Origin of the sequence: Lachnoanaerobaculum umeaense, from assembly GCF_003589745.1 — a bacterium.
GTDB lineage: Bacteria > Bacillota > Clostridia > Lachnospirales > Lachnospiraceae > Lachnoanaerobaculum > Lachnoanaerobaculum umeaense.
Window position 1 is genome coordinate 1328494 of record NZ_CP032364.1, and the last position, 14630, is coordinate 1343123.

Annotated in this window: 14 protein-coding genes, 1 pseudogene and 1 riboswitch; of the genes and pseudogenes, 14 read left to right on the forward strand and 1 reads right to left on the reverse strand. The window is 33.8% G+C overall.

All coding sequences use genetic code 11. The annotated features are described in order from the left end of the window. Window position 1: 1 nt before the first annotated feature. The 5 genes from D4A81_RS06040 (at window position 2) to D4A81_RS06060 (ending at window position 6524) form a co-directional block, all read left to right on the forward strand. Window positions 2-4450 (forward strand): PolC-type DNA polymerase III, encoded by a 4449-nt coding sequence (locus D4A81_RS06040; protein WP_111525016.1) that lies wholly within the window; start codon window positions 2-4, stop codon window positions 4448-4450. Window positions 4451-4532: 82 nt separating this feature from the next. Further along, window positions 4533-4811, forward strand: a complete 279-nt coding sequence (locus D4A81_RS06045; protein WP_111525017.1) for a hypothetical protein — start codon at window positions 4533-4535, stop codon at window positions 4809-4811. 122 nt (window positions 4812-4933) lie between these two features. Beyond that, window positions 4934-5971 (forward strand): hypothetical protein, encoded by a 1038-nt coding sequence (locus D4A81_RS06050; protein ID WP_242977677.1) that lies wholly within the window; start codon window positions 4934-4936, stop codon window positions 5969-5971. A gap of 62 nt (window positions 5972-6033) precedes the next feature. After that, window positions 6034-6258 carry a type II toxin-antitoxin system RelB family antitoxin gene (gene relB / locus D4A81_RS06055; protein WP_111525018.1) on the forward strand — a complete coding sequence of 75 codons (225 nt, stop codon included), beginning with the start codon at window positions 6034-6036 and terminating at the stop codon, window positions 6256-6258. Next, window positions 6255-6524, forward strand: a complete 270-nt coding sequence (locus D4A81_RS06060; protein ID WP_111525019.1) for a type II toxin-antitoxin system RelE family toxin — start codon at window positions 6255-6257, stop codon at window positions 6522-6524. Before relB ends, D4A81_RS06060 begins: the two co-directional genes overlap by 4 nt. Before the next feature lie 107 nt (window positions 6525-6631). Here the strand turns inward: D4A81_RS06060 and D4A81_RS06065 are convergent. Then, window positions 6632-7372, reverse strand: a pseudogene (locus D4A81_RS06065) (ISNCY family transposase); the annotation flags it as partial. Window positions 7373-7549: 177 nt separating this feature from the next. Here D4A81_RS06065 and D4A81_RS06070 point away from each other — a divergent pair. The 9 genes from D4A81_RS06070 to D4A81_RS06110 all read left to right on the forward strand — a co-directional run bounded on the left by D4A81_RS06070 (window position 7550) and on the right by D4A81_RS06110 (window position 14314). After that, complete coding sequence (locus D4A81_RS06070) at window positions 7550-8308, forward strand: hypothetical protein (RefSeq protein WP_111525939.1); 759 nt, start codon at window positions 7550-7552, stop codon at window positions 8306-8308. A 207-nt stretch (window positions 8309-8515) separates the two neighbouring features. Continuing rightward, window positions 8516-8872, forward strand: coding sequence for a YlxM family DNA-binding protein (ylxM, locus tag D4A81_RS06075; RefSeq protein ID WP_111525950.1), 357 nt, complete (start codon window positions 8516-8518; stop codon window positions 8870-8872). Window positions 8873-8881: 9 nt separating this feature from the next. Beyond that, window positions 8882-10237: a signal recognition particle protein gene (gene ffh / locus D4A81_RS06080; RefSeq protein ID WP_111525940.1), complete on the forward strand. Its 1356-nt coding sequence runs from the start codon at window positions 8882-8884 to the stop codon at window positions 10235-10237. 97 nt (window positions 10238-10334) lie between these two features. Next, window positions 10335-10577 (forward strand): 30S ribosomal protein S16, encoded by a 243-nt coding sequence (gene rpsP, locus D4A81_RS06085; protein WP_111525941.1) that lies wholly within the window; start codon window positions 10335-10337, stop codon window positions 10575-10577. A gap of 12 nt (window positions 10578-10589) precedes the next feature. After that, window positions 10590-10817 (forward strand): KH domain-containing protein, encoded by a 228-nt coding sequence (locus tag D4A81_RS06090; protein WP_111525942.1) that lies wholly within the window; start codon window positions 10590-10592, stop codon window positions 10815-10817. A gap of 77 nt (window positions 10818-10894) precedes the next feature. Continuing rightward, on the forward strand, window positions 10895-11404 hold the full coding sequence (gene rimM / locus D4A81_RS06095) for a ribosome maturation factor RimM (protein ID WP_111525943.1): 510 nt from the start codon (window positions 10895-10897) through the stop codon (window positions 11402-11404). Between the two features lie 2 nt (window positions 11405-11406). Continuing rightward, a complete protein-coding gene (gene trmD, locus D4A81_RS06100) occupies window positions 11407-12156 on the forward strand; it encodes a tRNA (guanosine(37)-N1)-methyltransferase TrmD (protein WP_111525944.1) in 750 nt (249 codons plus the stop codon). Further along, on the forward strand, window positions 12149-13261 hold the full coding sequence (locus D4A81_RS06105) for a DUF4317 domain-containing protein (RefSeq protein ID WP_111525945.1): 1113 nt from the start codon (window positions 12149-12151) through the stop codon (window positions 13259-13261). The genes trmD and D4A81_RS06105 overlap by 8 nt, the downstream gene beginning before the upstream one ends. Before the next feature lie 103 nt (window positions 13262-13364). Beyond that, window positions 13365-13482, forward strand: a riboswitch (FMN riboswitch). 88 nt (window positions 13483-13570) lie between these two features. Next, window positions 13571-14314 (forward strand): ECF transporter S component, encoded by a 744-nt coding sequence (locus D4A81_RS06110; protein WP_111525946.1) that lies wholly within the window; start codon window positions 13571-13573, stop codon window positions 14312-14314. The last annotated feature ends 316 nt before the right edge of the window (window positions 14315-14630 follow it).

The following is a 14630-nucleotide window of genomic DNA, read 5'->3' on the forward strand; positions in this document are numbered from 1 at the left end:
AATGTTAAAAAAATTCAAAGATGTTTTTCAAAGTTTAGAATGTTCGCGTCATATAGACGAACTTTTAAACTTTGTTTTTGTCGAAAAAGTAAGTGCCAGCAATGATATGAGCTTGATAAGAATAAATATCATTGCTGAAAGGATAATAGAGAAAAAAACAATATTTGAACTGGAAGCACTTATAAAAGATAAGATGTTTCCAAGGAAGAATGTTAAGATAAAGATTTTTGAAAAATTTAAATTATCAAGTCAGTATACTGCCAAGAATCTTTTTGAAGTCTATAAGGAGAGCATATTTCTTGAGATAAAAAATTATAAGATACAACAGTATGTCATATTGAATAATGCAAATATAAGTTTTGACGGACCATATATGGATATGACTGTGGAAAAGAATATTTTAAATGAAAGCATTATAGATGATTTGGTAAGAGTGCTTGAAAAAATCTTTAATGAAAGATGTGGAATACTTTGTACAGTAAGGCATAAGTTTATTGCAAGAAAAGAGAAGGTGCAAGAAATAGAATATGCCGAAAGAATGGTTACAAAGAAAAGGGATAACAGTGATTTTGTTATGGGAAATTCTAATGTAGCTTGGGAAAGTGGTGAAAATAATGAGGCTGTAAAATCAACCGAGGATTCAACTAAGTCTGACTCTAAAAAAGATGAAGAAAAGAAGAAATTTGGAAATAAGGGCTATGATAAAAAAGTATATACTCCAAAATATACAAAGCAAAAACCAACTAATCCGGATGTTTTTTATGGAAGAGACTTTGATGACAATTTTATAAAACTTTCAGATTTAATTGGAGAGATAGGAGAGGTATCTGTAAGAGGTAAGATAATAGAAGTTGACAGCAGATATCTTGAAAAAAGTAAATCAACACTTTATATTTTTGCAATCACAGACTTTAGCGATTCTATCTATGTAAAGATGTTTGTGCGTGATGAAAATCTGGATATAATTAAGGAAAATATTGTAAAAGGCAATTATGTTAAGATAAATGGTATGGCATTGATTGATAAATTTGATAGTGAGCTTACTATATCTTCAATAAAGGGTATTAAAAAATGTGAGAAGTTTGAAGAAAATATCAGAACAGACAATGAACCGGTAAAGAGAGTTGAACTGCACTGTCATACTAAGATGAGTGATTTTGATGGAGTATCTTCAGCTTCAGATATAATAAATCAAGCTAAAAATTGGGGCATGGATGCGATTGCCATTACAGACCATGGAAATATACAGGCCTTTACTGAAGCAAGCCATGTAAAAAATCCACCGAAGATAATATATGGTGTTGAAGGTTACCTGGTAGATGATTTAAAAGAACTTGTAACAAATCCTATGGATAAGACTTTAGATGACGGTTTTATAGTATTTGATATAGAGACCACAGGTTTCTCTGCAAAAAATGATGCAATTACAGAAATTGGTGCTGTAAAAGTGGTAAAAGGAGAGATTGTAGACAGATTTTCTACATTTGTTAATCCACAGAGACCTATCCCTTTTAAGATAGAGGAACTTACACATATAAGTGATGCAATGGTCATGAATGCTCCTGTTATCGAAGAGATACTGCCAAAGTTTTTGGATTTTTGTGAAGACTATATTATAGTTGCTCATAATGCCGGATTTGATACAGGATTCATTCGAGAGAATGCCGGAAGGATAAATAGAGAATATAATCCGTCCATAATAGACACTGTAGCAATGGCTAGATTACTTCTTCCTGATTTGAATAGGTTTAAGCTTGACACAGTATGCAAGGCATTGAATATATCTCTGGAAGGTCATCATAGAGCAGTAAATGATGCTGAGGCGACAGCACAAATATGGATTGAATTCATAAAAAGACTTAAGGATAGGGGATTAAGTAATTTATCTGATGTTGCAAGACTTGGAGAGACAAATGCTGATATTGTGAAGAAGACAAAGTACAACCATGTCATTATTCTTGCCAAAAATGATATAGGCAGAATAAATCTGTATAAGTTGATTTCTCTCTCTCATATAGATTTCTTTAATAAAAGACCTAGAATACCTAAGTCTATTCTTGCAAAGATGAGAGAAGGGCTTATTATAGGAAGTGCCTGTGAACAGGGAGAGGTTTATAAGGCTATTTTAGATGATGCTACAGATGATGAAATTGATAGAATTGTATCATTTTATGATTATCTTGAAATTCAGCCTATAGGTAACAATATGTTCCTTTTAGAAGAAGAGCAAAACGATATTAATTCAATTGAGGACCTTCAAGACATCAACAAAAGGATTGTAGAGCTTGGAAATGTCTATGAGAAGCCGGTGGTTGCTACCTGTGATGTGCATTTTTTAAATCCTGAAGATGAGATATATAGAAGAATTATATTTTATGGAAAAGGATATAAAGATGCAGATACACAGCCACCACTATATCTTCGTACCACAAGAGAAATGCTTGATGAGTTTGATTATCTTGGTAGTGAAAAAGCTTATGAAGTGGTTGTGACAAATACCAGAATGATTGCAGATATGGTGGAGGTAATATCACCGGTAAGACCGGATAAATGCCCACCTGTGATAGAAAATTCAGATGAGGACCTCACAAATGCCTGCTATAAAAAAGCACATGAGCAATATGGAGAAGTGTTGCCGAAAATAGTCGAAGACAGATTGAAAAAAGAACTTAACTCTATTATTTCAAATGGTTTTGCGGTTATGTATATCATAGCGAAAAAGCTGGTGGAAAAGAGCAATGAAGATGGTTACCTTGTAGGTTCAAGAGGTTCTGTAGGTTCTTCATTTGCCGCATATACATCTGGTATAACAGAGGTAAATCCATTACCTGCACATTATTATTGTGATTGTAAATATGTGGACTTTGATTCACCGGAGGTCAAAGCTTTTGCCGGAATGGCAGGCTGCGATATGCCGGATAAGATTTGTCCAAAATGTGGAAGGAAGTTAAAAAAGGACGGTTTTGATATACCATTTGAGACATTCCTCGGATTTAAGGGGGATAAAGAGCCGGATATTGACTTGAACTTTTCGGGAGAATATCAGCCAAATGCTCATGAATATACCGAGGTGATATTTGGTAAGGGATATACTTATAGAGCAGGCACAGTAGGTACTTTAGCTAATAAGACCGCCTATGGTTATGTAAAGCATTATTTTGATGATAAAAATGAGGATAAGAGAAAATGTGAGATAAACAGACTGGCTGTAGGTTGTGAAGGTGTAAGAAGAACCACAGGACAACATCCCGGAGGTATCATAGTATTACCACATGGTGAGGAGATCTATACCTTTACACCTGTGCAAAGACCGGCAAATGATATGACTACAAAGACTATTACAACACATTTTGATTATCACGCTATTGATCATAATCTTTTGAAGCTTGATATTCTGGGACATCAGGATCCAACTATGATTAGAATGCTTCAAGATCTTACAGGCATTGACCCGGTAAAGGATATACCTTTGGATTCTAAGGAAACTATGAGTTTATTCCAAAATACATCTGCACTTGGTGTTGAACCAAAAGATATACTTGACTGCCCATTAGGTGCTTTAGGTGTACCGGAGTTTGGTACTGACTTTGCTATGCAAATGTTAATAGATACAAAACCACAGGGACTCTCAGATTTGGTGAGAATAGCAGGACTGGCACATGGTACTGATGTTTGGCTTGGAAATGCACAGACTTTGATACTGGAGGGCAAGGCCACCATCAGAACTGCCATCTGTACCAGAGATGATATTATGATTTATCTGATTGAGCAGGGCCTTGATGAGGGTGAGTCTTTTAAGATAATGGAGAGTGTCAGAAAGGGAAAAGGACTTACTGATGAATGGGAAAAACATATGGAAGAGAATGGTGTGCCGGATTGGTATATCTGGTCTTGTAAGAAGATAAAGTATATGTTCCCCAAAGCACATGCTGCAGCCTATGTTATGATGGCATGGAGAATTGCATATTGTAAGATATTTTATCCACTGGCATATTATACAGCGTATTTTACTATAAGAGCGACAGGTTTTAACTATTCTTTGATGTGCATGGGTAAGGATAAACTTGAGTTTAATATTGCACAGTACAAGAAAAATCCAGATACTACAGCTAAATATGCGGATACTTTGCGTGATATGAGAATAGTTCAGGAGATGTATGCCAGAGGCTTTGAATTTGCAAAAATTGATCTCTTTAAAGTTCATCCCACAAAATTTCAGATAATGGATGACGGTAAGATAATGCCTTCACTTTCAAGCATTGAAGGTCTGGGAGAAACGGCTGCAACATCTATAGTCAATGCAACCAAGGCAGGACCTTTTATCTCAAAGGATGACTTTATGTCCAGAGCTAAGGTAGGAAAGAGTACATGTGAATTGCTTGATAATTTGAATCTACTTGGCGATTTGCCTGAGAGCAATCAGATATCGTTTTTTGATTTGATGGGGTAGGATATAGAAGAACTAATTACGTTAAAGTATAATTTGTTCTAGAGTTATTTCTAAAGTTAGTTTAATTAAGAAGAAATAGAACATGGAATGTTTAACATGTGGAAAGATAACAGATAATAAAAAGGAATTTTATGAGGTTACCGGTAGAGTGGGTTTGAAGTATATTTGTAAGGAATGTGCATCCGAGCTTGGATATAATAATTTTTTTTCTGTTGGAATTCATACAAATACTGATCTGCTAAAAAAATATGTAAAGATTCATCCTGAAGCACAAGAAAGACTTGATTTACATATACAAGGAAAACTTGAGTCAAATTCGGGTATAGTAGAACAGATTAATGGATATATTGGCAGGAATTAAAATCTACGGAAACTATTGAAAATACGAATATTGATAAACAAACAAGTTCTGTTTCAGAGAGTGCTGCAGAAAATAAGCTTACCGATACGGAAATAAATGAAATAAGGGATTTAATAAGCATAATGGAGGAGGAAACTCCTGAAATCAAATATAATGATATTGATGATTCTCTTTTAGAGTTTTATACAAAACCTATAAAAGATGACTATAAGTTTTTGGGGCGGTTTTCTGATAATGGATATGCATATATTATCGGGATATCTAAAGCTGAAAAACCACCTTTGATGGATTTAGATTTGATGGTTGAAAAAAACGGATATGTTCAGCTGGGGAAATTGATTGATGATCAGATGGGTAGTGAGGATAGTTTTGATAAAATATATGATTTTTCGGGGATTTTGTCCTTTTATCAAAGTAAAGACGGGAAATATATATATTTGGGTATTAAACAATATTCAGATTTTGAGGATATATCAGATGATACAAAATACTCAGGTATGAACTTAGGTGAGGTATTTAATGAAGCAGTGAATAAAAACAGGAAGGAATATATCAGTCAATTACATGAAAAACAATTAAGAGCCCTTAAGCCTTTTAAGACACCATATATATCGTTGTATAAATGGGAACATGGGGAGGATTTTTATGCATACAAACCGATTTCATATGATGAACTTACTGCAATTACAGAAGATAAGAGCAAAGTTGATTCTTCAAAAATAAACAGTGAATGTGTAAGCTTATATGACTATGATGGTGAAGCTATGCCATTTATGGACTATATTAATGAATCTCTTTATGATAAAATCAAATATTTTTATGAAATCCGTTCTTTAGATGAGATTACAGATATTTCTTCCGTAAAATTGATTCGAAAAAATGCACAAGAAGGGCAAAGCAAGATTATAAACATAGAGGATCCTGATGCAGTTAATGAAATAGTTGAAGTTTTAAAAAGCTCTGAAGTATCTTATATGGGCAGACCGTCTTATGAGGATTTATTGATTCTTACAAAAAAAGACGGAAGCGAGATAGAACTACAGATTACGCCATATTGCTTAGGAATAGTTGCGGGAGAAGGATTTATTTTGGGAAGCTCTGTTTGCTACAGCCCTGGAAGTGAAGAGTGGATCAGTTTAATGGAAAAATATTTTAAATAATACATATTTGACAAAAGATGAATAAAGTAATACAATCGTATTACACAAGAAAGGAGGATATTATGTCTGTAATTAGTTTGAGGGTTCCTGAAAATGAATTGAATATTTTTAAATCATATGCAAAACATAATGATAAGTCCTTGTCTGAAATAATCAGAATTACTATGCTGGAGCGTATTGAGGATGAATATGACCTTAAGGCATTTGAAGAATACGAGGCTGAGAAGCAATCAGGTACATTAAAAACTCGTCCAGTCAGTGAGCTATGGAAAGAACTTGATTTATGATTTATGAGATAAGTACAACAGATAAATTTGACAAATCATTTAAAAAATTAGATAGACAAGCTCAAAGAATACTTAAAACTTGGATTGATAAAAATCTAATGAACTGTGATAATCCCAGAGCACATGGCAAGGCACTGTCCGCAAACAGGAGCGGACAATGGAGATATCGTGTTGGTGATTACCGAATTTTAGCTGAAATACAAGACAATAGACTTGTATTAATTCTTATTGATGTTGGACATAGAAAAGATATTTATTTATTTTAAAATTATGTATAGCGAATTTTTTCAAGCTGTCAAGTAAAAACACTGTCAAGCATAAATGATTATGTCCCAAAATAATTAATTTATAAGCCCCCACAAAGGGGCTTTTATTATGCACTTTTTATGTCTTCTTCAATTCTGTGTGGCTGTGAGTGTGCGAATTTATTAAAGGCATCCAATCTCCAAGGATGGTTAATAGGCGATATATAAGGCTTTCTAGGCTTTGGCTGTTTGTAGTCAGCGTCCAAGTCCTTAGATTTGTGTTCATGAGCCGGTATTTCTTCCAATGCATAAATGTCCTTGTCATTTACGCACGCAAACATAGACCTATCAAATGCCTTGATAAGCATAACCTTGGTACCCTTTCGATAATGGGTCTGCACTCCTTTGTGATCTATCATCTTATAAAATTTCTTCTCGAATTGAATCGCATGTCCGGCATCAACAGTTCTCTCAGTTAAAACCGCCAAAGTAAGATTTATTTTTTCTTTAGATGGTTGCGTTTCAAAGACAGATTTGATACTATAAAGTGGAAGTGCGAACTTCTCATTGAATTCTTTTATGTAGTGGTAAATGAATTCATTGGCTTTATGGATATCGGTTACGCCTGCGAGTCTAAACTCAATAGGCAGGCGTGACTGTAAAGTCTGATTCAATCGTTCTATACGTCCTTTAGCCTGTGGTACGCTGCTTGATTCAAGCTGTGTGCCAAGTTGCTTACAGGCGTATGCAAACTGTGTATAGGTGTCTTTGTCGTCAGATAAGGCACCTTTTTTCTTGTAATTAAATACATTTCGTTTATCAGTAATAAACTTATAGGGAATACCATAATTGGTAAGGATCTGTTCAAACAAAATGTTAAATCCATGATTTTTAGGAAGCTACTTTTATATTTAAAGCTATAAGATTTACTCTTAATAAAAATTGCTTATTTATAAACAATATGCTAAAATTATACCGGTTTTATCGTGTAAAAAAATATTAAAACACGCAAAAATTAAACCAAATAATTTTGTTGGAGAGGTATTATGATAAATTTAGGTTTGTTAAAAAAACAAATATTGTTGACAATTGGAGTATTTGCTACATTGATAGGGATTTCCGGATGTGTGGATTACAAAAAATATATTGACGAAAGAACCCTAGAGGAAACTACCGCAGTTGTAGATAATGAGACAGAGGAAACTACTCAAATAGAGGAAACCACTGTGATTGAAGAAACAGAAACTGTGGACCCAAAAGATGACAACTATTATATGGAAAAGTATGCACCGGTAATAGAGGAATATAAAAGTTGGATATATAATGGAACAGGTGATTACGGTTATGTAGATCCTAATATACCACCGAATAAAGATTCTAGATATGGTTTTATTGACATTAATGGTAATGGTAGTAAAGAGATGATAATATCTTCTGATAAATATATTGATAATATATTTACTTTAAATAATGAAGCTCCTGCTTATGTTGCTACAAGTGGAATAAGAATATGGATAGAAATCCTTGATGGTGGATATATATTTCAAGGTTCACACTCGGGCAGATCATATTACTATGAAATATATCAATTGGATAATAATGATAAGTTTATAAATGTATCTTCCGCCATAAAGGAATATAATGGTAATGATAAAAACGGAGTGGATATATTTGAATATAAAGTTAACGATACCGATGTGTCAGAGAGTGAATTTGATATGTTCTGTCAAGAATATGCCATTGATGAAAATGGAGTTTCAGCTAGAGGCACAGATCCTATGTATTTAGGAACAAATGAATTTTAATGGACTTATATAGTAAAATAAGACTATTTGTAAAATATTTGGTGAGTTTACTTTTAACTCACCTTTTATTAGTTTATTATAGTCAATATATAGAAGAATCTTGGAAAGAAATTAATAACCGGAAATAAGTATTATGACTAAACTTTTTTTGAGCTGTCAAGTAAAAACACTTGACAGCTTCTTTTTATGCTGTTATACTCTCACAGTATGGAAAATAATGATATAGAAAAATATATCAATCAAGGGATTCTTTATGATTTCTATGGTAAGCTTTTGACAGGGCATCAGCAAAGAATTTATGAAGATGTAGTTTTCAATGATTTGTCACTAAGTGAGATTGCTGAAAATGAGGGAATAAGCAGACAGGGTGTGAGCGATCTTATAAAAAGATGCAATAAATCTCTGGTTTCTTATGAGGAAAAGCTTGGTTTGATAAAAAAGTTTGATGAAACAAAATCTTATGTAAAAGAGATACAAAAGATTGTTAAGATATATCAGGACACAAAGAATGAAGAACTTATATCAAAGATAGAAGAGCTTTCATTCAAGATACTGGATGTATAGGAGGTTTGAATGGCTTTTGAAAGCTTATCCGAAAAACTTCAAAATGTTTTCAAGAATCTTCGTGGTAAGGGGAGACTGACAGAGGATGATGTAAGAGCCGGTTTAAAAGAAGTAAGACTGGCACTTCTGGAAGCTGATGTAAGCTTTAAGGTTGTTAAGGATTTTATAAAGAGTATTCAGGAAAAAGCTATAGGCTCTGATGTACTCAATTCTCTTACACCGGCTCAGCAGGTTATTAAAATAGTTAACGAAGAGATGATTTCTTTGATGGGTAGTGAAACTACCGAACTAAAGATAAAACCATCAGGAGAAATGACTATTATAATGATGGCAGGCCTTCAGGGTGCCGGTAAGACAACTACTACTGCAAAACTTGCTGCAAAGCTAAAGAAAAAAGGCAATTCTCCACTACTTGTGGGTTGCGATATATATCGACCTGCTGCTATAGAGCAGTTGAAGAGAAATGGTGAAAAAGTGGATGTGCCGGTCTTTGATATGGGTACAAACCATAAACCGGCAGAGATTGCAAAAAAAGCGATTGAGTTTGCTAAGGAAAATCGTCACAATATCGTATTCTTAGATACTGCAGGTCGTCTGCATATTGATGAAGATATGATGGATGAACTTATAGAGATCAAAGATACTGTAAGTGTTGATGATATTATACTGGTGGTAGATGCTATGACAGGTCAGGATGCTGTAAATGTAGCCGAAACTTTCAATGAAAAGCTGGATATTACAGGAGTAATACTTACGAAGCTTGATGGTGATACCAGAGGTGGTGCAGCTCTTTCAGTTCGTGCTGTTACAGGTAAACCAATACTCTATGTCGGTATGGGTGAGAAACTTTCTGATTTGGAGCAGTTTTATCCTGATAGAATGGCAAGCAGAATTCTTGGTATGGGAGATATCCTTTCGCTTATTGAAAAGGCTGAAATGGATATGGACAGTGAGAAGGCTAAAAAACTTTCTCAAAAAATTGCGAAGGCAGATTTTGATTTTAATGATTTCCTTGAGCAGCTTGAACAGGTTGAGAAAATGGGAGGAATGGCAAGTATTCTTACCATGTTACCTGGAATAGGTGGAAAGGTTGGCTTACCTGATGTTGATGACAGACAGATGGTAAAGATAAAGGCTATCATTCAGAGTATGTCTGAAAAGGAAAGGCTTGATCCAAGTCTTTTAAACCCTTCAAGAAAAAATAGGATTGCAAAGGGTTCAGGTGTCAATATTGCTGAAGTCAATAGACTTGTAAAACAATTTGAACAGATGAAAAAGATGATGAAGCAATTCCCCGGAATGATGAAGAACAATAAAAAGCGTGGTGCTTTTGGTGGTCTGTTTGGTGGAAAATTGGGATTTTAATGGATTTTATTCTAAATAATTAGAATTGATCATATATAAGTATATATCTTAAAAAGAAAGTATACATAATTTTTATAGCTATTAGGAGGATAATAAAATGGCAGTTAAGATGAGATTAAAGAGAATGGGACAGAAGAAGGCACCTTTCTATAGAGTAGTAGTGGCTGATGCTCGTTCACCAAGAGATGGTAGATTTATTGACGAGGTTGGTTACTATGATCCTACAGCAGAGCCAAGCGTAATTAAGTTTGATGAGGAGAACACAAAGAAGTGGCTTGCAAATGGTGCACAGCCAACAGATAGAGTTGCTAAACTTTTAAAGAGTGCAGGATTAGTATAATAAGGACTGATTATGAAAGAAGTCATTGAGGTTATAGCAAAAGCTTTGGTAGATGACCCTGCTCAAGTAAAAGTTGAAGAAACAGTTGACGGTGATACTACTATTTTTACACTGTCCGTAGCTGAATCTGATATGGGTAAGGTTATTGGTAAGTCAGGAAAGATAGCAAAAGCTATTCGTTCCATTATAAAATCAGCATCTATAAGAGCTGAAAAAAAAGTGGTTTTAGAAATAAAATAACAAAACAAGCTGCTACATTTGTAGTGGCTTTATTGTTATTTAAAGGCTGTATTAAATAATTTTTGAAAGTGAACAAAATGATAGATAGATTTAGAGTGGGAGTCATCACAAGCTCTCATGGAATAAAGGGTGAGGCAAAGGTATATCCTACATCTGATGACCAAAACAGATTGAAAAAGATAAAGAAAGTATATGCAAATATTAAGGGAGTTGAGACTGCACTTGATATTGAAACTGTCAGATTTCAAAAAAATATGGCACTTGTAAAGTTTAAGCAGTTTAACACACCTGAAGAGATACAGGCAATAAGAAATACAGATCTATTTGTAGATAGAAATAATGCCACACCTTTAAAGAAGAATGAAAACTATATTGCAGATCTTATAGGTCTTGATGTAATTGATGAAGAGGGTATTTTACTTGGCAAGGTTACAGATGTATTCCCTACCGGAGCGAATCATGTAATGGAAGTGGATATGGGTGAAAAGAAAGTATTATTCCCATATATCAGCCAATGTATACTGGATGTGAATCTTGAAGAGAAGAAAATTAAAGTCCATGTTTTAGACGGACTTTTGGATTTATAGATATGAAGTTTTTTTGTTTAACATTATTTCCTGAAATGATAGAAATGTGTATGAACACAAGTATAGTAGGCAGAGCCATAAAAAATGATCTGATATCAATGGAAGCCATAAATATCCGTGATTATACACTTGATAAACATAGAAGGGTAGATGACTATCCGTATGGTGGCGGTGCCGGTATGGTAATGCAGGCTGAACCTATTTACAAAGCCTATGAGAGTGTTTGCGAAAGGCTTGATAAAAGAGCTAAGCTTATATATCTTTCACCACAGGGCAAGGTATTTGATCAAAATGATGCTAAAGAACTTGCAAAGCTTGATGAAATAGTTTTTCTCTGTGGACATTATGAGGGTGTTGATGAGAGAGCATTGGAATTGACAAACGCCGAATGTTACTCAATAGGTGACTATGTACTCACAGGTGGCGAGCTTCCGGCACTTGTAATGATGGATGCAATAGCAAGGATGGTAGATGGAGTACTTACCAATAATGAAAGTGCGGATTTTGAGTCATTTGAAGACAATTTGCTTGAGTATCCGCAATATACAAGACCTGTAGAATATGAGGGACTTAGAGTACCTGATATGCTTCTTTCAGGGCATCACAAAAATATCGAAGAGTGGCGTAGAAAAGAGTCTATAAAGAGGACTTATCTTAACAGACCGGATCTACTTGAGAATGCCAATCTTTCAAAAAAAGATTTAATTTATCTTGAGCAATTAAAGCAGGAAAGTAGTGAATTAGATGATTAGAGAAGAAATAAACGAGATCAAAAAACAATTTAACAAGGACACAAATGTTATAACAAAGTATGCCGGTTGCTATGTTGATGCTGAAAAGAATATAAAATTTATGAATAAGGATGCCTTCTACTCATTACCTGAGGAAGATGCTTTCAAATATGAGGAAATATTTAGAAAGACATTATCAGGGGCTATTGGAAAATCATTACTTACTTTGGATTTTTCTTTAGACGATGAAAATGAAGATTCTCCACATGCATTTTTAATGAAGCTTAGAGAGAGTAGACTTGATGATGAATTGCTTTTGGATGAGTTTTTTAGAAAAGTAATAGAATCATATGAGCATGCTGAAAACTATTACATTATACTTATAGATTTGATGTATGATATTCCAGGTAAGGCAAGCGATAAGATAGCAATGGATGATGCTTCAACAGAAGTTTATCATGCACTACTTTGCAGTATTTGCCCTGTAAGTCTTTCAAAACCTGCACTCAGCTATTTTGCAAATGAAGGTGTGATTACAAATAGAATTAGAGATTGGATTGTAGGCATGCCTATGCATGGATTTTTGTTTCCTGCATTTACAGATAGAACTACTGATATACATGCGGCTTTATACTTCAGTAAGAAAAATGATGCACTAAATGAGAGTTTTATAAATGAAATAATAGGTGTAGAGCCACCAATGTCTTCAGTTATGCAAAGGGAAACTTTTGAAGCTATTTTGTATGATATTTTAAGAGATGAACTTACAATGCCGGTTATGTCGTCTTTAAGTTCAAATATGATCGATATGATTGAGGAAAATTCTGATAATCCGGAGCCTTTGGTACTTACGAAGAATGATATGGTGAAGCTTATATCAAAGAGCGGGGTATCTGATGAAGCTATAGAGTCTTATGAAAAAAGTGTAGATGCCGATATAGAAGTATTAGCGGATAATGTAATAGATACCAGAAAATTTGAAGTGAAAACACCGGGTATTACTGTAAAAACAGACACAGATTCTATAGAAAAACTTGAAACAAGAGTAATAGATGGTAGAAAATATCTGCTGGTACCGATAGAAGATGATGTGGAAGTCAATGGAATGCCGGTAAAGAGTATCTAGGATATCTTTACAAATGATAAATATGCACATTAAAATTGGATTTTTAAGAAACTACCTATTGACATTTAGCCCAAAAAGTTTTAATATTTAGTTAATAAAATTAATAATTCTTCGGGGCGGGGTGTAATTCCCCACCGGCAGTATAGTCTGCGACCTGCATCTGCAGTTGATTTGGTGAAATTCCAAAACCGACAGTATAGTCTGGATGAGAGAAGAGTGTTTTCAGATTCGTTTATAAGCCCCCTATGATATATAGGGGGTTTTGTATTGAAGAAAACACACTCCGAAGCATAAGCTATGGAGGTACTTATGTTAAAAACAGTTTTGGAAAATTTGGTTTTCGTGGCAGAATTTCTAGGTATAGTATTTGCCACATTCGTAGTTGCTTATCTATTTGAAAAGGTAGCTAATAAAAAGGCCGGTTACACAGGTCCTATTATTACCACCCAAAAGATTGCTATGATAGGTTTATTTGGTGCTATAAGTACAATTCTTATGATGTTTGAGTTTCCTGTACCGTTTGCACCTACATTTTACAAGCTTGACTTTTCAGAGCTACCTGTAATGATAGTGACTTTCGCTTTTGGACCTGTTGCCGGTATTCTCACAGAGTTCATAAAGATACTCTTAAAGGTAATGTTCAGATCCACATCTACAGCATTTGTAGGTGAACTTGCAAACTTCTGTGTAGGAGCTGCACTTATACTCCCTTCAAGTATTATTTATATTTTTAACAAGACAAGAAAGGGTGCTTTGATAGGAAGTGTTGCCGGTACAATTACAATGGCGGCTTTTGGTTCACTATTTAATGCAGTATACCTTTTACCTAAGTTTGCACAGATGTATGGAATGGATCTTAGTGTACTAGTGGGTATGGGTAGTGCTATAAACCCGGCTGTAACCAATGTTCAAACATTTGCCCTTATGATAGTAGTTCCATTGAATCTTTTAAAAGGTGCAATGGTATCTACACTTACTATTGTTTTATATAAGAAATTTTCACCTATATTAAAACAAAGTAATACATTTAGAGAAGTTAATACAGCAAAATAGTTTTAAATTAACTGGCTTATACTCAGATTTTAAGGAGTATAAGCCATTTTTTTGTAATTTATTAAGTATTATTTAAATTTTAAATATGGATATTTTCTGAATATGATAATTAGAAATTTGAAATAATTAAAAAAATATATTATGATATTAAAAATAACAATAAATAAAATTATAAACAATAAAAAATATATATTATAACAACAATATAAGTATTACACAAATTATAGAATTATATAAATATAATAAAAAAATGTAACAAAAGAGCTATCAACTTGATTGACAAAATTGTTATAAAATAATATTATAATATTGATAC

Coding starts and splice junctions, on each gene's coding strand:
- D4A81_RS06040 (WP_111525016.1), top strand. CDS start 2: ATGTTAAAAAAATTCAAAGATGTTTTTCAAAGTTTAGAATGTTCGCGT.
- D4A81_RS06105 (WP_111525945.1), top strand. CDS start 12,149: ATGATTAGAGAAGAAATAAACGAGATCAAAAAACAATTTAACAAGGAC.
- D4A81_RS06050 (WP_242977677.1), top strand. CDS start 4,934: ATGGAGGAGGAAACTCCTGAAATCAAATATAATGATATTGATGATTCT.
- relB (WP_111525018.1), top strand. CDS start 6,034: ATGTCTGTAATTAGTTTGAGGGTTCCTGAAAATGAATTGAATATTTTT.
- trmD (WP_111525944.1), top strand. CDS start 11,407: ATGAAGTTTTTTTGTTTAACATTATTTCCTGAAATGATAGAAATGTGT.
- ylxM (WP_111525950.1), top strand. CDS start 8,516: ATGGAAAATAATGATATAGAAAAATATATCAATCAAGGGATTCTTTAT.
- D4A81_RS06090 (WP_111525942.1), top strand. CDS start 10,590: ATGAAAGAAGTCATTGAGGTTATAGCAAAAGCTTTGGTAGATGACCCT.
- D4A81_RS06070 (WP_111525939.1), top strand. CDS start 7,550: ATGATAAATTTAGGTTTGTTAAAAAAACAAATATTGTTGACAATTGGA.
- D4A81_RS06045 (WP_111525017.1), top strand. CDS start 4,533: ATGGAATGTTTAACATGTGGAAAGATAACAGATAATAAAAAGGAATTT.
- D4A81_RS06110 (WP_111525946.1), top strand. CDS start 13,571: ATGTTAAAAACAGTTTTGGAAAATTTGGTTTTCGTGGCAGAATTTCTA.
- rpsP (WP_111525941.1), top strand. CDS start 10,335: ATGGCAGTTAAGATGAGATTAAAGAGAATGGGACAGAAGAAGGCACCT.
- D4A81_RS06060 (WP_111525019.1), top strand. CDS start 6,255: ATGATTTATGAGATAAGTACAACAGATAAATTTGACAAATCATTTAAA.
- ffh (WP_111525940.1), top strand. CDS start 8,882: ATGGCTTTTGAAAGCTTATCCGAAAAACTTCAAAATGTTTTCAAGAAT.
- rimM (WP_111525943.1), top strand. CDS start 10,895: ATGATAGATAGATTTAGAGTGGGAGTCATCACAAGCTCTCATGGAATA.